The sequence below is a fragment of the Litoreibacter sp. genome, assembly GCF_058136045.1.
Window position 1 is genome coordinate 46,960 of record NZ_JBYVDD010000001.1, and the last position, 19,506, is coordinate 66,465.

The window sequence follows — 19,506 nt, forward strand, 5'->3', positions numbered from 1 at the left end:
GTAGTGTAGGCCTCTATTGCAGCACATCTTGAACGCAAAGTCACGAAAATGCGTCGCGGCAGTGCAGCGAAAATCTTTACAAATTGAGCGGCATCCCGTGCCGTAAAAGATCCCGTGCGTCTGGCGAGTGGTCATCCCCGTCGTGCGTGTGTTGGGCACCTTTGTGTAGGACCAATGGGTTATGAAGCACTGTTCGGGACGCGCGCCCCTTATGCGCGCGCAGCACAAAGCGCCTCGCAGGTTTTCCTTCTCGGGGTGCGATTGGTTTGATTTCTAGCAGCCCTGCCCGTGCATTAAGCAATGTAATGACGTCACCTAGCCGCTCGATCAGGTGGATAATAGTGATGCAGCCCTTTGGCCCTGCGCGGCGCAGGGCTGTGTCGATCCATGTGGCAAGCGGGGTTTGCTCGCGTATTGCCGTGTCTCGGCCAATGTCTGGAGAGGCTGTACCGGGCCCGTAGTATGGCGGGTTCAGAATTACGTGATCAAAACTTTTTGCGCGCAAATCAGCAGGCAAACTGGCCAAATCGGCATCAATAACGTGCATATCGAAGCCAGCTTCATGGGCATTTTGTCGGGCAAGCTTGGCGTAATTTGGCTGTAACTCAACGCCAGTAAGTTGCGCATGAACCCGTGTTCGCAGGCACAGTGACGCTGTGCCGACGCCGCATCCGAGCTCTAGCACAGACTGGCCTGCCTTGGCCGGGCAGGCTGCCGCGAGCAAGACGGGATCAGTGGCAGCTCGATAGCCGTGTTTGGGTTGCCAAAGCCGTAGCTTTCCTCCGAGAAAGGCGTCGTGGGTCAACTCATCTGGTAGGAAGCCCATGACGCTAACTGTTGAGGGGGATGTCGTTGTCGCGCAGAATGGCGCGGGCCATGAACATGTCTTTTTCGTGCACCATAAGGCGGCGCGGCAATATGCCAACGGAACCTTCTAGCACACTCATATGGACGTCCATTTCGAACACGCCTATATCTTCTCCTGAAAGCAGTGCTTTTGTGAAGGCGATGATGGTAAGATTGTTGCTGCGCAAGAGTTCTTTCATAAGACAGTGATAACGACAGGCCAGCACGTTTGTCGAGAGATGAGGCAGATCACTACGATGAGTTCAGATACCCTTTCTGTGAAACCACATGACCGCTTAAAGGCGGCACTAAGTGAAGATTTAGAGGCTGTTGGCGCGCTGATCACGGATCGGATGGCCTCCAAGCATGCGCCACGTATTCCTGAAGTGACCGCTCACCTGGTGGGTGCTGGCGGCAAGCGGGTCCGTCCGATGTTGACTTTGGCGGCTGCGCGCATCTGTGGCTATGACGGGCCATACCATGTTCATTTGGCGGCGACGGTAGAGTTTATACATACCGCGACGTTGCTCCATGATGATGTCGTTGACGGCAGCGAACAGCGTCGCGGACGCCCTGCTGCAAACTTGCTTTGGGATAATAAGTCGTCGGTATTGGTCGGCGATTATTTATTCGCGCGTTCATTCCAGTTGATGACGGACGCCAATCGCATTGATGTGCTGAAGGTGTTGTCCAATGCTTCCGCGGTGATTGCAGAGGGGGAGGTACTGCAACTGACTGCGGCGCAAAACCTTGCCACGACCGAGGAGACCTACCTTCAAGTGGTGCGGGGCAAGACTGCGGCACTGTTCTCGGCGGCGACACAGGTTGGGGCGATGATCGCGGATGCACCCGAGCAGGTGGTGCAGGCGTTTTATTCATACGGTGATGCTTTGGGCGTGAGCTTCCAGATAGCCGATGATATTTTGGATTTTGCCGGTGACACCACGAAAACGGGTAAAAATATAGGGGATGATTTCCGCGAACGTAAGCTGACCTTGCCGATGATTAAGGCGATTGCCGCAGGGGGTGATGCGGATCGCGATTTCTGGGTGCGAACCATCGAGAAGGGCAAGCAAGAGGACGGCGATCTTGAGCATGTGCTGGAGCTGTTTGACAAGCACGGGGCGTTGGATGCTGCCCGCCATGATGCGTTGGCGTGGTCAGAGACAGCCAAACGCGCGCTAGACGCGGTGCCGCAAAGCGATCTGACGCAGATGTTATGCGAGTTGTCGGACTATGTGGTGGCGCGCCTGAACTAGCGCTTCTTTACGCGCCTAAGGTGCAGGGCTTCACCCACCAATCGGGGTGGTTTTGGGCTATATAACTGGCCGCTTCCTGCGCGGATTGCGCATCAGGGTATAGGCCGAAGCACGTCGCACCGGAGCCTGACATTCGGAAGAGCCGACATTCGTTCGAATGCTCAAGGGTTGATAGCACTTCAGAAATCACGGGTGAGAGCGAAATTGCCGCTGCCTGCATGTCATTGCGTTGCTGTGCCAGCCAGTTGATGAAACCAGACACGCCCAAAGTGCCGGATGGTGGCTTGGGCATAGGCGGGTTGTCTTTTTGCTTGATGGCATTGAACACGGACGGGGTTGCAACCTCAACGCGCGGGTTGACCAAGACCGCATTGAGCGCGGGCAGGTCCGGTAGGAAGTCTAAGCACTCCCCCACGCCGGACATGCGACAGGTTCGCGAAAACAGGCACACGGGCACATCAGCGCCAAGCTGTGCTATATGGGTGCATATGTCTGGGATGGTCGTCGGATCTGGCAGCCCCCAGAGGTTCGAGAGACCGCGGTAAGCTGCTGCTGCATCCGCTGTGCCCCCCCCGATGCCAGAGGCCACCGGCAGGATTTTAGTAAGGTTTATACGCGCACCCCGTGGTGAGCCGAGCAGCCTTGCCGCCGCAAGGATTGAATTGCCATCGACGGAAATTGCATGGGCTTCGGGGCCATCAATACTAAGGGACAAATCGAGCGCTGGGGATAGCGTCACTTGGTCACCCACTGACGCAAACATCACCAAGCTATCGAGTTGATGATACCCATCGGCACGCTGTCCTGTCACATGCAACGTCAGGTTGACCTTGGCCGGGGCAAAAACGCTCTGCATCATTCGTTTGCAGTGTGGGTGGTCCCTGCCTTGGCTTCCTCTTCTAGGACCAATGTCAGGCCGCGCTCTAGTTTTGCGCGAATGCGCTCTGCGTCGGCTTCTTTTGGTTCGAAGGACAAGGCGCGCCTCCATTGGAACTCGGCTTCGCGTTCGCGACCGACTTGCCAGTATACGTCGCCCAAATGATCGTTAACAATCGGGTCTACTGGCAGCAGTTCTACGGCTTTCTCCATGGGGTCCACGGCTTCTTCAAAACGGCCAAAGCGATAGTATATCCAGCCAAGGCTGTCGGTAATATAACCGCTTCCGGGGCTCTCTTTTACGGCTGTTTGGATCATTTCCAGCGCTTCATCGAGCTTGATACGTTGTTCCACCAATGAGTAACCAAGGTAATTTAGAATGTCGGGCTGGTTCGGGGATAATTCTAGAGCCGTGCGGAAGTCGCGCTCCATCCCGATGAAATCTCCGCCGCGCTCATGGACGATGCCGCGAGCATAGAAGATACGCCAATTTGCGCGGTTGCCGATGCCATTGAGGTCCAACGCGCGGGTGTAGGCTGCGATGGAGGCTTTATCTTGCTTGGTGCGGCTCAGCATGTCGCCAAGGGTCGAGTGTACCATCGCGACCTCTGCATGAGATTTTGACAGGGCGGTCAAAACTTCGACCGACGCATCCTCGCGGCCATCAGAATACAATGCGTTGGCGCGCCCCATTTCCGCCAGCACATAGGCTGGATCATCGGCTGGAAGCGATGCGTAGGCTTCCGTCGCGAGATCGAATTGCCCCATGCCTTCAAGAATTTCTGCAACGGTTAAAACAGCGGCAGCGTGATCGGGGCGAATATGTTGGGCCATGCGCACATAGAGCAATACATGCTCGGGAGCAGCACGCCCATCAAGCACGGCTGCGAGATTGAAGTAGACTTCGGCGATACCATGGCGCGCGTTGGTCACAAAATCATAGCCCGTTTTGTCCCCGGACTGGAGGCGTGAGTTCAGGTCTTCCAGTTCCGCGCTGAAACCTGTTGCGGTTGTGGCCGTGAGCAACTCGATTGCGTCATCGGTTCTTTCGAGTTGAGCTAACACCTGTGCGTGCGCTTCGATGCCCCGCGGGCTGAGAATGAGAGGGCCGTAGGTATCGCCTGATAAAATCTTGTCGGCCCCTTCAAAATCCCCGACAGAGGCAAGGGCCAGTGCGTGGTGGTAATGTGAAAAGGAGGCGAAATCTTCGGTCTCGGCAACTTTGCCGAAAGCGGCGGTGGCATCCGACATCTGGCCTTGGCCAAGAAGGGCCCAAGCACGCGTGAGCCCGTCAAGCAACGGCGCAAGGCCTTCGGTTTCCACGCTTTTCTGGGCTGTCCGGTCAAACTGCCCTTCGGCAACGGCCACCGTGTCCAGCACCAAGTCTACGATTTGGTTGCGGCCACCAGCGGCTTTGTGTTTCGCGGCGACCTCGGCGGCCCCTGCAATATCTCCTTGTCCGATGAGCGCGACGATCGCATTTTCCATGAGCAGAAAATTTTCCGGGGCGGCGGCAATCGCGCGTTTGAAATAACTGGAAGCTTCATCATAGTCAGACACCGAGATTGCCTGCCGTGCGGCCAAATATGGCCCTGCCAGCCCATTTTCGCTTGCGAGGGCAGGTGTCGCTGTCGTCGCTATAGCCAGTGCAAGCGCAGCGGAGCGGCGAAAGGTGAGTGATTTGATCATTTGGTCGGCCCAATCGTTCCTGATTACCAGGCCGCGAGGGTAGGCGGGCAAGGGGGGGATGTCTACCGGGTGTTTGGTCACATTGGCGCGGGGTTTGTTACCAATCCCGCGCGCCAATAAGCACCTACATGTTGGGGTAGTTTGGCCCGTCGCCGCCTTGAGGCGTAGTCCAGACGATGTTTTGCGACGGGTCTTTGATGTCGCAGGTTTTGCAATGTACGCAATTTTGGAAGTTGATAACGAATTTGTCGTCCACGACTTCGTAAACCCCTGCCGGACAGTAGCGTTGTGCAGGTTCCGCAAATTTGGGCAGGTTCACCGACATTGGAATGCTGTCGTCCTTCAATTTTAGGTGTGAAGGTTGGCTTTCCTCGTGGTTGGTCGCCGCAAAAGAGACGTTGGTGAGCCGGTCAAAAGACAGCTTCCCGTCGGGCTTGGGGTAGTCGATAATTTTGTGGTTTGCGGCCTCGCCGGTAGCCTCGGCATCGTTCTTCTTGTGCTTGAGGTTCAGTGGTGACCAGCCGGTGATATTGTTAAGCCACATGTCCGCCCCGCCGATGGTGAGCGATGCAGTTAGCCCATAGTTTGACCACAGTGGCTTGACGTTGCGTACGCGGCGCAGGTCTTTGGCGATTGGACCAGTGCGAACCTCAGTGTCGTAGCTGTCCAATGTGTCGCCGGAGCGCCCCGCAGTGATGGCCTCAAACGCGGCTTCGGCGGCAGCTTTGCCCGAGAGCATAGCGTTGTGATTGCCCTTGATGCGCGGCAAGTTGACCATGCCGGCCGAACAGCCCAGCAGCGCGCCGCCGGGAAACACGGTTTTGGGCAGGGATTGCCAGCCGCCCTCGGTGATGGCGCGCGCGCCATAGGCCACGCGTTTCCCGCCCTCGAGCAGATCGGCCACGATGGGGTGATGTTTAAAGCGCTGGAATTCCATGTAGGGGAACAGATGCGGGTTCTCGTAGTTTAAATGCACCACGAAGCCCACATAAACCTGATTGTTCTCAAGGTGGTAGATGAATGACCCGCCGCCTGCATTACTACCCAGAGGCCAACCCATAGTGTGGGTAACCGTGCCTTCTTTGTGCTTGGCGGGGTCAATTTCCCAGATTTCCTTCATCCCGAGGCCGTATTTTTGCGGGCTGACATCTTTTGCCAAATCGAACTTCGCAATGATCTGCTGAGAGAGCGATCCACGCACGCCCTCAGACATGAAGACATATTTGCCGTGCAATTCCATGCCCGGTTCGTAGCTGTCGCCTTGGGTGCCATCAGGGTTCAGTCCAAATTCGCCTGCGATAACGCCTTTGACCTCACCATTTTCACCATAAACAATGTCAGAACACGCCATGCCGGGGAAGATTTCCACGCCCATGCCTTCGGCTTGCTCGGCCATCCAGCGGCACACATTGCCCATGGAAACGATGTATGTGCCATGGTTGTTCATCAGTGGTGGCATCAGGAAATTCGGGATGCGAATTTGTCCGGCTTCGCCCAGCATGTAGAAATTGTCGGATTTGACGGGCACTGTGATAGGCGCGCCCATGTTGCGCCAATCCGGCAAGAGGGCATCTAGGCCAGAGGGGTCCAAGACCGCGCCAGACAGGATATGCGCGCCAACTTCGGAGCCTTTTTCCAGAACCACGACTTCGAGATCGGCGTTGAGCTGCTTGAGACGGATGGCCGCGCTCAGACCGGAAGGACCAGCCCCCACGATAACCACATCATATTCCATGCTTTCGCGTTCGGTCTCGGCCATGTCAGTCTTCCTCTTACAACGCCATAATTTGGCGGTCCCGCAACATTGTTAGCTTTAAACCTTCAATCAAGCAGGAATGTAAGTGGCAATTGCGACGTTGCGTCGCCTGAGCATGGCCCAGGCAGTTGCCACAATTATGAGCGATGCATAGCCATCAACCGCATAATGCCAGCCGTGATAGACTGAGGCGAACATGATCAAACCCGTGAAGGCTATACCGATAGGGGCAAGCGCGCGGGATCGCTCCATCAGGTAGAGCATGGTTACGACCGCAAGGCCTACATGAACCGAAGGGAAGGCCGAGATGCCCGATCCGACGCTCTGACCGCCCTCCGAATAAAATTGCCAAAGGTTGTCTTGCACTTTCCCTAAGGCGGAGGCAGCCATGCCGCTCGTTTCCAACGCTGAGGTCAGGTCTGCAAAGCGCTCTCCCCCCAAAAGGCGGTCATAGTAGACGGGGCCAGCGGAGCTGCCAAAAATTGCCAAAATGTTTCCCAGACCGATCCACGAGAAGACATAGAGCACCATGAAACGCCGCGCGCGGTCCGGGCATGTGTCGGTTAGCGCGATGAACACGGGCAGGAACACGGCGGGAAGGAACCAGACCATGAAGTAAAGAATGACGATGGCGGCTGGCGGCACGTAAGTTGCAAGCGAATGGGTGATGCGCCAAGGGTCCACCCCGAAGTGTAGGGCAGCATCAAGATCGGCGAACAGGCTGTCGGCATAGAATGGCTGGACATAGGGGATCGTGGTCTTGACCAGCGAGAAGGCCATCGAGAAGAGCAAACAGCCAAGGAGAGCGTAGATCGTCGGCAAAATGCGCGCCTTGAAGCCATATTTTCGGGTCAGGTATAGTGATCCGGCCAGAAAAATGCCCAATATCGGCATCCATTCGGCGAAGGATTTAAGCAGGTATAGCGAGGTCCGCACTGCGCTTAGCAGCAGCGCGACTGGGTGGTCTCGTAGGGCAAAGATCAAGGCCACTGCGAAAGCCAGATATGCCATCGAAAACAGTAGATAGATTCGCATCATTGTGGTTGGCCCCTCTGCCCGTTGCCCCTATTTGCCCGCCGGATTTGGCGAAAATAAGGAAAATGAGGGGTCATGGAGGGGCCAAAAGGGCGTGGGAGGGTTACGGACGGGCGGCTTTTGGGATAAATCGCCGCTCAACTGGTCACGGAGTCTTGCCGATGTCTGTCTTGCGTATGATCTATTTGGCCCTCGCCGTTTGGGGGGCAATTCACCCACTTTACCACTTCAACCAGTGGTTTGCCGAACACGGTATTTCAGTGTCTGGGATGATTGAGGCATGGCAGGTTAATGCCGCGTCAACGGGTCTGTTTTGGGACTTGGTTATCGCCGCGATTGCCCTGACCGTCTGGATCGTGGCCGAGGTCGCGGTGCGCCGCAACTGGATCGCGTTGCTTGCCATCCCGGCCACCTTCTGTATCGGTGTTTCTTGCGGCTTGCCGCTTTATTTGTTCCTTCGCACAAGGCCAATCGACTGATGGACCATTTCCTCTACCGCAACGGCGCACTACACGCCGAAGACGTCGCTATTGCTGACATTGCCGCCAAAGTTGGTGCGCCATTTTATGTCTATTCATCGGCGACTTTGACCCGCCACTTCAAGTTGTTCGACGAGGCGCTGGACTGGACGGATCATCTTGTTTGCTACGCGATGAAGGCCAATTCGAACCAAGCAGTGTTGAAGCTTCTGGGTGATTTGGGCGCGGGGATGGATGTCGTGTCCGGTGGTGAATACATGCGCGCCAAAGCGGCGGGTGTTCCGGGAGAGCGGATTGTGTTCTCCGGCGTTGGCAAGACACGCGCCGAAATGCGGCTCGCGTTGGAAGGCGGCATTCGCCAGTTCAACATCGAGAGTGAGCCGGAGATGCTTGCACTGTCTGAGGTTGCGACCTCGATGGGCGCGCGCGCGCCGATCACCATTCGGGTGAACCCCGATGTCGACGCAAGAACTCACGAGAAAATCGCGACGGGAAAATCCGAGAACAAGTTTGGCATTCCCATCTCGCGGGCCAAGGATGTTTATGCGCAGGCTGCGGCGCTTCCGGGCCTAGAGGTCATTGGCATTGATGTGCATATCGGAAGCCAATTGATCGAGTTGGAACCGTTCGGGCAGGCGTTCGAGAAGGTCGCCGAGCTGACGCAAATGCTGCGTGCCGAGGGGCATACGATCAAGCGCCTCGACTTGGGGGGTGGTTTGGGTATCCCCTATGAACGCTCGAATGATGCGCCGCCGTTGCCGGTAGAGTTTGGTGCCTTGGTGCGTGAAAAAGTCGGTCATTTGGGCTGCGAGATCGAGATCGAGCCGGGTCGCCTAGTCGCGGGCAACGCGGGCTTGTTGGTGTCTGAGGTTATCTACATCAAAGAGGGTGAAGACCGCGAGTTCATGATCATTGATGCCGCGATGAATGACCTGATCCGCCCCGCTATGTACGGGGCACACCACGATATTATTCCGGTCATTGAGCCGGAGCCGGGGATCGAGCAAGCCAAATATGATATCGTTGGCCCGATATGTGAAAGTGGCGATACTTTTGCCAAGCACCGTGTGATGCCACCTGTCGCGGCTGGTGATTTGATCGCCTTCCGCTCGGCGGGGGCATACGGGGCGGTGATGGCGTCCGAGTACAATTCGCGGCCGCTTATTCCGGAAGTTTTGGTTCATGAGGATCAATTCGCTGTCATTCGGGACCGTCCGACCTTTGAAGATATGATAAATAGAGATACGATCCCTCAATGGGTGTGACGCTATGGTGCGCAAACCTTTCGGGATGACTTGATGAGCAGGCCAGACAGTGATCAAAATGCAGGCGTGGACCTGTCCGCGCTGAAGTGGCCAGTACGCTGGACTTTGCTTGGCCTTTGGGCCGAGCGGATCACTCATGCGTTTTGGCCGTTTTGGACTGTGGTTTTACTGATCTGGGCGGTGCTGGCCTCAAGGCTGGCCGGTTTCGTGCCGCAAGAGGTGCTTTGGGGCGGTGCGCTAATTGCGTTGGTTGGGTTACTCGGCACGCTAATCTACGCCAAGCGCAAATTCCGCGCACCAAGCCGTGCGACGGCTTTGGAGCGGATTGATTTAACCATGCCCGGCAGACCCGTCACAGCGGCGCTGGATCATCAGGCTTTGGGCAGTGGTGACGCGGCTTCAAAGGCAATTTGGCAAGCCCATAAGGCACGAATGCACGCGCGGCTAAGTGAGGCGGAAGCCGTTTCGCCAGACCTGCGGGTGTCGTCGCGCGACCCCTATGCATTGCGGTATGTGGCGCTGTTGTTCTTCGTAATGAGTGTGGCGTTTAGCGGTGCTTGGCGGGGTGGGGCGTTGGGTGACTTGTCGTCCGGTGGTCTGGGCAAAGCAATTGCTGCTGGCCCTGCTTGGGAGATGTGGATCGAGCCTCCGGCCTATACGGGCAAGCCGAGTTTGTATTTGAACGATGTGAAAGTTTCGACGCTGACTGTGCCCAAAGGTAGTGATCTGACGGTGCGTCTTTACGGGCAGGTTGGTAGCTTGACGTTGGTTGAAACCGTGTCGGGTGAAACTGGGGGTCCGGTTGAAGGCGATACGCCGAAGACCGCCTTTAGCCGTGTGATTTCCCAAGATGGGGTGATCCGAATTGAGGGTGACGATTTGGCCGAATGGCAGATCACAGCTCAAGTGGACGAGCGCCCAATTGTTGAAATTGACGGCGAAGTTACGCGCAAAGTTGATGGCCAGATGGAGCTGCCATTTATGGCCTCTGATGATTATGGGGTGGAGCGAGGAACGGTAACGATTGCCTTGGACTTGGGCGCGGTCGAGCGTCGGTTTGGCTTGGTCGTTGAGCCTGAGGTGCGCGAAGAAATTATGCTGGATCTGCCAATGCCCATTTCGGGCGGGCGCGAAAAATTTCATGAAGTGGTGATTGAAAATCTGTCGCAACACCCGTGGGCTGGCCTTCCCGTGACGCTTGATTTGATGGTCGAGGATGGTCAACAACAGATGAGTAGGCCATCAAGCACCGCTACTATTTTGCCTGGACGGCGCTTTTTTCAACCGATTGCTAAAGCCCTGATTGAGCAGCGGCGTGATTTGCTATGGTCGCGCGAGAATGCTGGCCGTATTTCGCAAGTGTTGCGCGCGGTCACGCATGATCCCGATGGATTTTTCTCAAGCGAAGTGGCCTACCTAACCACGAGAATGGCAATTACACGGCTGGAATTGGCCATGGAGTTTGGCATCTCAGATGCCAAGCAAAACGAGATTTCCGAGATGCTTTGGCAGGCGGCTGTGTTGCTTGAAGACGGGCGGTTGTCTGATGCGTTGGAGCGCTTGCAACGTGCGCAGGAACGTCTGTCAGACGCAATGAAAGATGGCGCTACAAACGACGAGATTGCCGAGCTGATGCAAGAGCTAAACGAGGCGATGCAGCAGTATATGGACCAGCTTGCCCAAGAGGGGCAGGACAATCCGGAAGGCGAGCAGCAGGCAGAGTCTGGCGAAAGCCAAGAGATCAACAGTGATCAGATACAAGACATGCTTGATGAAATTCAGCGGCTTATGGAAGAGGGCGAAATGGCCCAAGCCCAACAACTGTTGGATCAGTTGATGGAGATGATGAAGAATATGGAAGTCACTCAGGGGCAAGGCAGCGACAGCCAGAAAAGCCCCGGAGAGCAGGCGATGGAAGGTCTGCAAGACTCGTTGCGCGAGCAACAGGGGCTTAGCGACGAGGCATTCCGCGACCTTCAGGAAAATTTTAATCCGAACGCTCAGGTTGGTGAGAGTGACGGGAATGAGGGGCGCAACGGTGGCCGTGGCCGTGGTCAAAGTCATGAGGGCGAGGGTGGCACACAACCCGGCGAAGAAGGCGACCAGAGTGGTGGGGAAGATTCTGCACAATCACAAGATGGCCAAGGCGGGCAGGGATCATTGGCGAACCGCCAGCAAGCTTTGCGCGACGAGTTAAGCCAGCAAGAACGTAACATGCCGGGGCGCGGCTCGCCCGAGGGCGACGCGGCGCGCGACGCGATTGGGCGTGCAGGTGAGGCAATGGAGCGCGCCGAAGAGGCTTTGCGCAATGACAATACAGCCGAGGCGTTGGGTGCTCAATCGGATGCCATGGAGGCTCTGCGCGAAGGGATGCGCGATCTTGGTGAGGCCATGGCGCAAGAGCAACAAGAGGGCCAAGGTCAGCAGGGGCAGAACCGAGGACAAGCCTCACGCCAAAACCGCGATCCATTGGGGCGTGAACAAGGATCGAGCGGGACGGCGGGCTCGGATGACGCTATGGATCAAGGGCAAAACGCACAACGCCGGTCACGCGAATTGCTGGAAGAGCTTCGGCGTAGGTCAGGCGAGCAGCAGCGCCCTGAAATAGAGCGAGACTATTTAAAACGGCTGCTGGATCAGTTCTAACCCTCAGGTTGGTCGCTGAGCGTTACGCCAATTTTGTCGACGAGGCCTTGCGTGGATAGATCGAGCCAAACCCGAAACGCATCAATTTTGGTGACGTAGCTCTCAAGGAGGCCGGACATTGCCGGAACCCGTTCTGAGATTTGCGGCTCATATATATAGAGTAACAGCAAACCAACTGCGACGAGCAACATCAGGCCAAATCCCAACCGAAAATTGCTGCGTTGGATTTTAACCTCGGGGCTGCCCTCTTCATGCGCCAAACGCGCGGCTTCGGCCTCAGCTTCGGCTGCCTCGGGAGACAGGGATGAATTAATCTCTTCAATATCTGGAAACAACTCGCTCTTGGTGTGATCGCGTTTGGGCGCGGAGGTGAGCGCATCGTCGGTGTCTTCTATGGCGTCGGGCTGTGGTTCTATCCCACGTTGCCGTGCCACGCGGTCGCGTGCAGCGGTGGCACGCGCCTCTGTGTCAGTATTATCCAACCCAAGATCGGCTTGAGTTTCTAGGCCGCCTGCTTCTGCCTTGCGCGCCGCAGTTTCCCGCGCGACTTCTTCGTGAATGACGTCCATGGCGGCAGGATCAACGGCAGGTCTGCGTGGCGTGAGGCCGGCAGGGGCGGCCTCGATCTCTGTTTCTGGATCAGTGTCTTCTTCCGTGGTGGGTGACACATCAGGGTCCGCCGACAAGCTGTCAGCGCCTGCTTGGAACCAGGTCGTGGTGCAATTTGAGCATTGCACATCGCGCCCCTCGGCGGGAACGAGGGTGTCGTCGACCTCATATTCCGCATCACAGTTTGGGCAAACCAGCCGCATGTCATTCCCTCTTTCGCGCTCTAAATCTTTGGCGCGCCTCAAATCCTCTTAAGTCATATCCTGTGGAAAAGGGTATTCCAAGCTTTGTTGTTTCCAATTGATTGCAACTGTTGCCGCCTATGGCGTAATTGTTGCGCAAAGAAGCTCGGAGCACTCTTGTGATTGAATTGGAAAATGTGGCGTATAGCTATGGCGGTGGCGATTTGTTGACCGATATCTCACTGCGGCTACAACCCGGGTCATTTCACTTTTTGACTGGCCCGTCGGGCGCCGGAAAATCAACATTCCTCAAGCTATGCTATATGGAATTGGCTGCATCCAAGGGACTGGTGCAGGTATTTGGTGAGGATGTAGCCGGGTTAGATCGCGACCAAATTGCCTTGGTGCGGCGACGTATCGGGGTTGTACATCAGGACTGTCAGTTCCTTGACCACCTGTCAGTTGCGGAAAATATCGCGCTGCCTTTGACGGTGTCTGGACGTGATGTGGAGGCCGAGATGCAAAATTTGACTGACTTGATCGGTTGGGTTGGGCTCTCGAAGCAACAAAACCAGTTCCCGCCTGAATTATCAGGTGGAGAGCGGCAACGCGCGGCTTTGGCGCGTGCAGTGATCATGGGGCCAGATGTTATTTTAGCGGATGAGCCGACCGGCAATGTGGATTGGGAAATGTCGCAGCGCTTGCTCTCGCTTTTGATCGAGCTGAACAAAATGGGGAAGTCGGTGCTTGTTGCTACGCATGACTTGAACCTGATCCGTAATGCGAAGGCACAGGTGTCTGCACGGGTGTTGCGCATTAAGGATCGCCGCTTGCAGCTTGCGGGGGCGGATTTATGAGCGGGATCACTAAAGCGCGCTCCATGGTGACGGTTTGGGGGGAAATCGCAGGCGGGGACCGCGCGGCGGACCGCGTTGTGCCCCCGACCGGATTTACCGCAACGCTGACTACATTTACGGCGGGCGCGATGGCATTTTTGGCCGTTTTTGCACTGGCATTGTCGCTTGCGACTGGGCGTTTGGCCGAACGCTGGGCCAGCGAACTGGCACAGACCTCGACCGTGCGGATATCGGCCCCGATGGAAGAAATCGAGGCGCAGACCTTAGCCGCCCAAGAAGTGTTGCGCACCACGCCCGGAGTTTCCATGTCACGAATCATGTCCAAGGAAGAGCAAATGTTGCTGTTGGAGCCGTGGTTTGGGCCAGATTTGCCGTTAGAAGACCTGCCGATCCCACGGCTGATTGAGGTCGTTGAAACTGGTGATGGGTATGATGCCGAGGGGCTGCGCTTGCGATTGGCGGGCGAGGCACCGGGGGCATTCTTAGATGATCACACACGTTGGCGGCGCCCGTTGGTGGATGCCGCTTACCGGTTGCGCACGCTTGGCTGGATGGCCATCGCGCTGATCTCTTTGTCCACGGCTGCGATGATCACACTTGCTGCGCGCGCAGCTTTGGCGGCCAATGCGCAGGTCATTCGTGTCACACGCTTGGTTGGTGCGCGTGACATCTACATCGCCCGCGCCTTTGTGCGGCGTTTTACACTGCGCGCCTTGGTGGGGGCCGCCGTTGGCACCGTTGCAGGCTGCGTTGCTATCGCCCTTTTGCCAAATGCGGCTGGAGAGGGCGCATTCCTGACGGGGCTTGGTTTTCAAGGCGCGCAATGGCTCTGGCCGTTGACCATTCCAGTGCTGGCTGGTCTGGTGGCATTCTGGGCCACACGCAGCGCGGCTTTGCGCACATTAAATGAGGTGACATGAGAATGGGATATTACGTGCAATGGGTACGTTCGCTGGTGTTCAACCTGTCGATGTATCTGGGTATGGTCGTTTATGCGGTGATTTATTTGCCGTGGATGCTGGTTAGCCCGAACGGGGCTGTTGCAGCCTGTCACGGGTATTGTCGCTATGTGAAATGGACGGCGCGCTGGATGATCGGACTTCGCAGTGAAGTGCGCGGTACGCCCCCCACAGGCGAAGTGCTGGTGGCGGCTAAACACCAGTCATTCCTTGATATTTTAATGATCTATGACGCCGTTCCGCGCGGTAAGTTCATCATGAAGGCCATTTTGCTTTATGCGCCGGTTTTGGGCCAATACGCCTACCGGATCGGCTGCATTCCGGTGAACCGTGGTAAGCGTGGGCAAGCAATTACCAAAATGCTGGCGGATGTGGAAAAAGGGGACGCGTTGCCCGGCCAATTGGTGATTTACTCCCAAGGCACGCGGGTCGCGCCCGGGGTGAAGAAGCCCTATAAAATTGGCTCGGCGGTTTTGTATGAGCAGTTGGGTCAGACTTGCTATCCGGTTGCCACCAATGCGGGTGTATTTTGGCCGCGTCGCGGTGTTTACCGCAAACCCGGAGTGGCAATTGTCGAGTTTTTAGAACCAATTGAAGCTGGAATGAAGAAAGAAGAGTTCTTGGAGGAACTTGAGGCCAAGGTAGAGGCGGCCTCGGATCGGTTGTTGGTTGAAGCGGGCTTTACGCCGAAGGGTGAGTAAATGGACTTTTTGACCGATATCGCTGAGCTGGAGGCCATTTATGGCACACCGGCTGAGGCGTCGCTGGTTAAAGTTGCGCGTCAGATGACCCCGACCTATCGCCAATGGATCATGGCGTCGCGCTTTTGCATCGTGTCCACTGTGGGACCGGAAGGCGTAGATGGATCGCCGCGCGGTGACGACGGTCCGGTTGTGTTGGAACTGGATGACCAAACCTTGGTGATGCCTGATTGGCGTGGCAATAACCGCATGGATTCCTTGCGAAATATCGTGCGTGATCCGCGGATTGCATTGCTGTTTATGGTGCCGGGGTCGGACAATGTTGTACGGGTTAATGGCACTGCGAAGGTGACGCTAGATAATGGGCTGCGTGCGAAGTTCACGGATAAGGGACGAATGCCGCGCTCGGTTGTGGTGATCAAAATCGGGGAGGTCTATTCGCAATGCGCCCGTGCGGTGATGCGTGCGGAGCTGTGGCGCGGGCAAGGGGCGGACGTGGATTTGCCGACGGTCGGTGACATGCTGGCCGAGATGAAAAGCGGCTTCGATGGCAAAAGCTATGATGCCGACTGGGGCACGCGCGCTAAGAAAACGATGTGGTGATCTAGGCCGCTAATCCTTTGGACCCCAACCCCAGATATTTTTGACGGCGATCTTTAACCAAGGCGGCGGAGTCCAGCTTGGATAGGTCGTCAATCATCTCAATAATCGCTGTGCCAACACTCTCAATGGCAGCTTTATTGTCGCGCTGTGCGCCACCAACTGGCTCTGGAATAATGCGATCACACACACCCAGTTGTTTGAGGTCTTGCGCGGTCAGGCGCAGGGCTTCGGCAGCCTCGCGCATTTTCTCGGCGTCTTTCCATAGGATCGAAGCGCAGCCCTCGGGGGAGATGACCGAATATATAGAATGCTCCAGCATTGCCACGCGGTTTGCCGTGGCAAAAGCGACAGCCCCGCCAGAGCCACCTTCGCCGATAATCACCGAGATCAACGGCACGCCGATTTCTAGACATTTCTGGGTGGCACGCGCGATGGCCTCGGACTGTCCACGCTCCTCGGCGCCTTTGCCGGGATATGCGCCAGGGGTGTCCACTAGGGTCACGACGGGCAGATTGAAGCGGTTGGCAAGCTCCATCAGGCGGATCGCTTTGCGGTAGCCTTCAGGACGGGCCATGCCGAAATTACGCTCGATGCGGGTCTTGGTGTTGTGGCCCTTCTCATGGCCGATCACCATGATGGAATGGTCGCCAATGCGCGCCAAGCCCCCCATGACAGCGTGGTCATCGGCGAAATTGCGATCGCCAGCCAATGGGACGTATTCGTCGAACAGCGCTTCGATATAGTCTTTGCAATGTGGGCGGTCTTGGTGGCGCGCGACCAGGCATTTGCGCCAAGGGGTCAGGTTTTTATAGGTGTCCACCAAGAGGTCAGCGGCCTTTTTGTCTAAGGCTAGGGCCTCTTTCTCGACGTCCATTTCCTCGTTGTCGCGCGCCATGGCACGAAGCTCTTCGGCTTTGCCTTCGATTTCGGCTAAGGGCTTTTCGAACTCAAGGTAGTTGGACATGTAAAGACTCCCGATTACTAGAGAGATATATGACCATGCTTTGCAGTAGATGCAACTCAGCAAGATTTGTAATTTCCCTCTGCGCTAGAGCTGTTAGGGAGATGAAACGGAGAAAACAATGACAAACCCGTATGAGACCCGCCTGCTGCGCGTGATGGAGCATATCCATGACAACCCTGCGGGCGATCTGTCGCTGGATGCGTTGAGCGATGTAGCGGCGATGAGCCGGTTTCATTGGCACAGGGTGTTTCATGGGATGACGGGAGAGACGTGTGCCGCTGCGGTGCGGCGTATTCGGATGCATCGGGCGGCTTGCTGGCTGGTGCAGAAGGATTGGCCCGTGGACAAAGTGGCGAAGCGCTGTGGCTATGACAATGTGGCCAGCTTCACCCGCGCCTTTCGTGAGGGGTTTGGCCTTACTCCGGTTTCATTTCGTGCGCAGGGGACACTGATGTCGCCGCGCCCTGAAACCCTTAAAGGAGAGCATCCTATGTATCCTGTTGAAATCACGGAAAGATCATCGGGCCGTTTGGCCGCATTGGCCCACAAAGGCCCCTATCTTGAGATCGGTAAAAAATACGAGGCGCTGAGTGCAATGTTCGCGTCCCGCGGACTTTGGCCACAAGCAAAAGGGATGGCCGGCGTTTACTATGATGACCCAAGCGCCGTGCCGGAAAACGAGCTGCGCAGCCATGCGGGTATTTTGGTTGGCGCGGAGTTTGAGATGCCTAAGGATATGGAAGACATAGATATTTCCAGCGGCAAGGTGGCCGTGATGCACTACAAAGGCCCCTATTCGGGACTGAAAGCCGCCTATGATTACCTGTATGGGGTCTGGTTGCCTACGAGCGGTGAAGAGCCGCGCGATGCTCCGGTAATGGAGATTTACCTGAATGCGCCGCAAGATACTGCACCGGAAGAGCTTCTGACGGACGTATGTTTGCCGATTAAATAGTGCAAGGCCCGCCCCATGTGACGATGGGGCGGGCGATTGACTAGCTGTTGATCATCTCAAATTGTGTAACGATTACTTCAGCTTGCTTGATTGATGCGATATCAACAAGACGCCCTTTATAGACAGTTGCGCCCTCGCCACTGGCTTTGGCTGCAGCCATTGCGGCAAGGATTTCCCGGGCCTCGGAAACCTGCGCCTCTGATGGGGTGAAGACCTCGTTTGAGAGGGCAATTTGCTTGGGGTGAATGGCCCATTTCCCGACCATACCTAGCGTGGCAGAGCGGCGGGCTTGGGCGCGGAAGCCCTCGTCGTCAGAGAAGTCGCCGAACGGGCCGTCAACGGGTAGAACACCGTAAGTCCTTGCAGCAGCTACAATTTTTGCCTGTGCCCAATGCCATGGATCGGACCAATGTTGGGTGCCGCCTTGCAGCATATAGTAGTTTTCCTGCGTGCCACCGATGCCTGTGGTTTGCATCCCCATGGAGGCCGCGAAGTCTGCGGCGCCCAGTGACATGGCTTGCAGACGCGGCGAGGCGGCGGCAATTTCTTCAGCGTGGGCAATGCCCGCTGCGCTCTCGATGATGACCTCGAAGGTGATCTTTTTGGCGCGGCCTTTGGCGGCCTCGATGGCCGTAACCAGCGCGTCCACGGCATAAATATCGGCGGCGCAGCCGACTTTGGGGATCATGATTTGGTCAAGACGCTCAGAGGATTGTTCAAGTAAATCAACTACATCACGATACCAGTATGGGGTATCGAGACCGTTAATGCGCACGGAAAGATACTTGGTGTTCCAATCCACATCATGGGTCGCTTTGATCACATTGGCGCGGGCCGTGTCCTTGTCCGAGGGGGCAACGGAATCCTCTAGATCAAGGTTAATGACGTCGGCGTCAGAGGCTGCCATTTTCTCAAACAAGGCAACGCGGGAGCCGGGGCCGAACAACTGGCAACGGTTCGGGCGGGACGGTGTGGGGGGTTGTAGGCGGAAGCTCATGTGCTGCTCCTGTGCGCAAGGAAGTTTCGTATGGGTCACTGTTGTTGATATGTTATTGCGCGACGCTTCGCAAGTGCTGCGCTGCGGCGAGCGCCGATTTTGTACAAGAGGTACATAGCATACGTAATATCGGTCAGGGTGTACAAACTCAGCGCTGGGCGCGGGCGATGAGATCCAGCACGATGGGCCCCATGGCCTCGACGACCAATGTGACGCCGGAGGGATCGGGGTGAAGGCCGTCGCGTTGCATGTGTTGCGCCAAAACCATTGCGCGGTCCTCAATGGAGGCCAGCCCTGCCAGAAAATTTGGGAACAGGAGCGTGCCATGTTCGGTGGCGAGGTCGGTATAGAGCGCCTCAAAGTTTGCTTCATATTCGGGGCCAAAATTTGCGGGCGCATCAATGCCAACAAGGAGCGCGGGGATTTCGCGAGAGGCGAGTTTCGCGAGAATGGCGTCGAGGTTGGATTTGGCCTGCTCGGGGGGCAAGCCACGCAAAACGTCGTTGCCGCCAAGGGCTACGATGACGGCATCAACGTCGGGCGTCAGGGTCCAGTCGATGCGTGACAGCCCGCCCGCTGTGGTGTCGCCAGAGACGCCTGCATTGATCAAGGTGACGTCCGCGCCATGATTGGTAAGCCATGTTTGAAGTTGCGGCACAAAGCCTTGATCGGGGGCGAGACCGTAGCCTTGGGTCAGGCTGTCGCCGAGGGCCGCGATGGTGATCGGCTCGGCCAGCGCGGGCGTTGCAAAAACTGTTGCGATCGTGAGGTTGCGAAGCAGCGTTAAGGGGCTATCTACAAGGGTACGCCCCAACCCCAAGGATTTTG

19 protein-coding genes are annotated in these 19,506 nt (G+C 56.5%); 9 read left to right on the plus strand and 10 right to left on the minus strand.

The genetic code is table 11. The features are described 5' to 3' along the window. Positions 1–76: 76 nt before the first annotated feature. Both AC3Y7R_RS00245 and AC3Y7R_RS00250 read right to left on the minus strand, forming a co-directional pair. The gene (locus AC3Y7R_RS00245; protein ID WP_490039990.1) at positions 77–826 is read right to left on the minus strand and encodes a tRNA1(Val) (adenine(37)-N6)-methyltransferase; all 750 of its coding nucleotides are present in this window, start codon (positions 824–826) and stop codon (positions 77–79) included. 4 nt (positions 827–830) lie between these two features. Then, positions 831–1,046, minus strand: a complete 216-nt coding sequence (locus AC3Y7R_RS00250; protein WP_490039991.1) for a putative signal transducing protein — start codon at positions 1,044–1,046, stop codon at positions 831–833. Between the two features lie 57 nt (positions 1,047–1,103). Between AC3Y7R_RS00250 and AC3Y7R_RS00255 the strand changes: the two genes are divergently transcribed. Then, positions 1,104–2,105 (plus strand): polyprenyl synthetase family protein, encoded by a 1,002-nt coding sequence (locus AC3Y7R_RS00255; RefSeq protein WP_490039992.1) that lies wholly within the window; start codon positions 1,104–1,106, stop codon positions 2,103–2,105. 7 nt (positions 2,106–2,112) lie between these two features. Here the strand turns inward: AC3Y7R_RS00255 and AC3Y7R_RS00260 are convergent, their stop codons facing one another. The 4 genes from AC3Y7R_RS00260 to AC3Y7R_RS00275 all read right to left on the minus strand — a co-directional run bounded on the left by AC3Y7R_RS00260 (position 2,113) and on the right by AC3Y7R_RS00275 (position 7,464). Continuing rightward, positions 2,113–2,961, minus strand: a complete 849-nt coding sequence (locus AC3Y7R_RS00260; RefSeq protein ID WP_490040063.1) for a 4-(cytidine 5'-diphospho)-2-C-methyl-D-erythritol kinase — start codon at positions 2,959–2,961, stop codon at positions 2,113–2,115. After that, on the minus strand, positions 2,961–4,670 hold the full coding sequence (locus tag AC3Y7R_RS00265; protein ID WP_490039993.1) for a tetratricopeptide repeat protein: 1,710 nt from the start codon (positions 4,668–4,670) through the stop codon (positions 2,961–2,963). The genes AC3Y7R_RS00260 and AC3Y7R_RS00265 overlap by 1 nt, the downstream gene beginning before the upstream one ends. Before the next feature lie 124 nt (positions 4,671–4,794). Then, positions 4,795–6,429, minus strand: a complete 1,635-nt coding sequence (locus tag AC3Y7R_RS00270) for an electron transfer flavoprotein-ubiquinone oxidoreductase (RefSeq protein WP_490039994.1) — start codon at positions 6,427–6,429, stop codon at positions 4,795–4,797. Between the two features lie 66 nt (positions 6,430–6,495). Beyond that, positions 6,496–7,464 carry a phosphatase PAP2 family protein gene (locus AC3Y7R_RS00275; RefSeq protein WP_490039995.1) on the minus strand — a complete coding sequence of 323 codons (969 nt, stop codon included), beginning with the start codon at positions 7,462–7,464 and terminating at the stop codon, positions 6,496–6,498. 158 nt (positions 7,465–7,622) lie between these two features. Between AC3Y7R_RS00275 and AC3Y7R_RS00280 the strand changes: the two genes are divergently transcribed. From AC3Y7R_RS00280 to AC3Y7R_RS00290, 3 genes are read left to right on the plus strand one after another with little or no spacing between them, the layout of a single operon-like run. Next, complete coding sequence (locus tag AC3Y7R_RS00280; RefSeq protein ID WP_490039996.1) at positions 7,623–7,940, plus strand: DUF2834 domain-containing protein; 318 nt, start codon at positions 7,623–7,625, stop codon at positions 7,938–7,940. Next, a complete protein-coding gene (gene lysA, locus AC3Y7R_RS00285) occupies positions 7,940–9,205 on the plus strand; it encodes a diaminopimelate decarboxylase (RefSeq protein WP_490039997.1) in 1,266 nt (421 codons plus the stop codon). The genes AC3Y7R_RS00280 and lysA overlap by 1 nt, the downstream gene beginning before the upstream one ends. 33 nt (positions 9,206–9,238) lie before the next feature. Next, positions 9,239–11,851: a TIGR02302 family protein gene (locus tag AC3Y7R_RS00290; RefSeq protein ID WP_490039998.1), complete on the plus strand. Its 2,613-nt coding sequence runs from the start codon at positions 9,239–9,241 to the stop codon at positions 11,849–11,851. Here AC3Y7R_RS00290 and AC3Y7R_RS00295 read toward each other — a convergent pair. Further along, complete coding sequence (locus AC3Y7R_RS00295) at positions 11,848–12,663, minus strand: zinc-ribbon domain-containing protein (protein WP_490039999.1); 816 nt, start codon at positions 12,661–12,663, stop codon at positions 11,848–11,850. The genes AC3Y7R_RS00290 and AC3Y7R_RS00295 overlap by 4 nt on opposite strands. 158 nt (positions 12,664–12,821) lie before the next feature. Between AC3Y7R_RS00295 and AC3Y7R_RS00300 the strand changes: the two genes are divergently transcribed. From AC3Y7R_RS00300 to AC3Y7R_RS00315, 4 genes are read left to right on the plus strand one after another with little or no spacing between them, the layout of a single operon-like run. Next, entirely contained in the window at positions 12,822–13,499 is a 678-nt protein-coding gene (locus tag AC3Y7R_RS00300) for a cell division ATP-binding protein FtsE (RefSeq protein WP_490040000.1), read from the plus strand. Next, the gene (locus AC3Y7R_RS00305; RefSeq protein WP_490040001.1) at positions 13,496–14,419 is read left to right on the plus strand and encodes a cell division protein FtsX; all 924 of its coding nucleotides are present in this window, start codon (positions 13,496–13,498) and stop codon (positions 14,417–14,419) included. Before AC3Y7R_RS00300 ends, AC3Y7R_RS00305 begins: the two co-directional genes overlap by 4 nt. A 2-nt stretch (positions 14,420–14,421) precedes the next feature. Continuing rightward, a complete protein-coding gene (locus tag AC3Y7R_RS00310) occupies positions 14,422–15,159 on the plus strand; it encodes a lysophospholipid acyltransferase family protein (RefSeq protein WP_490040002.1) in 738 nt (245 codons plus the stop codon). Further along, the gene (locus AC3Y7R_RS00315) at positions 15,160–15,762 is read left to right on the plus strand and encodes a pyridoxamine 5'-phosphate oxidase family protein (RefSeq protein ID WP_490040003.1); all 603 of its coding nucleotides are present in this window, start codon (positions 15,160–15,162) and stop codon (positions 15,760–15,762) included. A 1-nt stretch (position 15,763) separates the two neighbouring features. Here the strand turns inward: AC3Y7R_RS00315 and AC3Y7R_RS00320 are convergent, their stop codons facing one another. After that, positions 15,764–16,726: an acetyl-CoA carboxylase carboxyltransferase subunit alpha gene (locus AC3Y7R_RS00320; RefSeq protein ID WP_490040004.1), complete on the minus strand. Its 963-nt coding sequence runs from the start codon at positions 16,724–16,726 to the stop codon at positions 15,764–15,766. Positions 16,727–16,844: 118 nt separating this feature from the next. Between AC3Y7R_RS00320 and AC3Y7R_RS00325 the strand changes: the two genes are divergently transcribed. Beyond that, complete coding sequence (locus AC3Y7R_RS00325) at positions 16,845–17,681, plus strand: AraC family transcriptional regulator (protein ID WP_490040005.1); 837 nt, start codon at positions 16,845–16,847, stop codon at positions 17,679–17,681. Between the two features lie 40 nt (positions 17,682–17,721). Here the strand turns inward: AC3Y7R_RS00325 and AC3Y7R_RS00330 are convergent, their stop codons facing one another. Beyond that, complete coding sequence (locus AC3Y7R_RS00330; RefSeq protein WP_490040006.1) at positions 17,722–18,678, minus strand: L-malyl-CoA/beta-methylmalyl-CoA lyase; 957 nt, start codon at positions 18,676–18,678, stop codon at positions 17,722–17,724. Between the two features lie 148 nt (positions 18,679–18,826). After that, positions 18,827–19,492: an arylesterase gene (locus tag AC3Y7R_RS00335; RefSeq protein ID WP_490040007.1), complete on the minus strand. Its 666-nt coding sequence runs from the start codon at positions 19,490–19,492 to the stop codon at positions 18,827–18,829. Between the last annotated feature and the right edge of the window lie 14 nt (positions 19,493–19,506).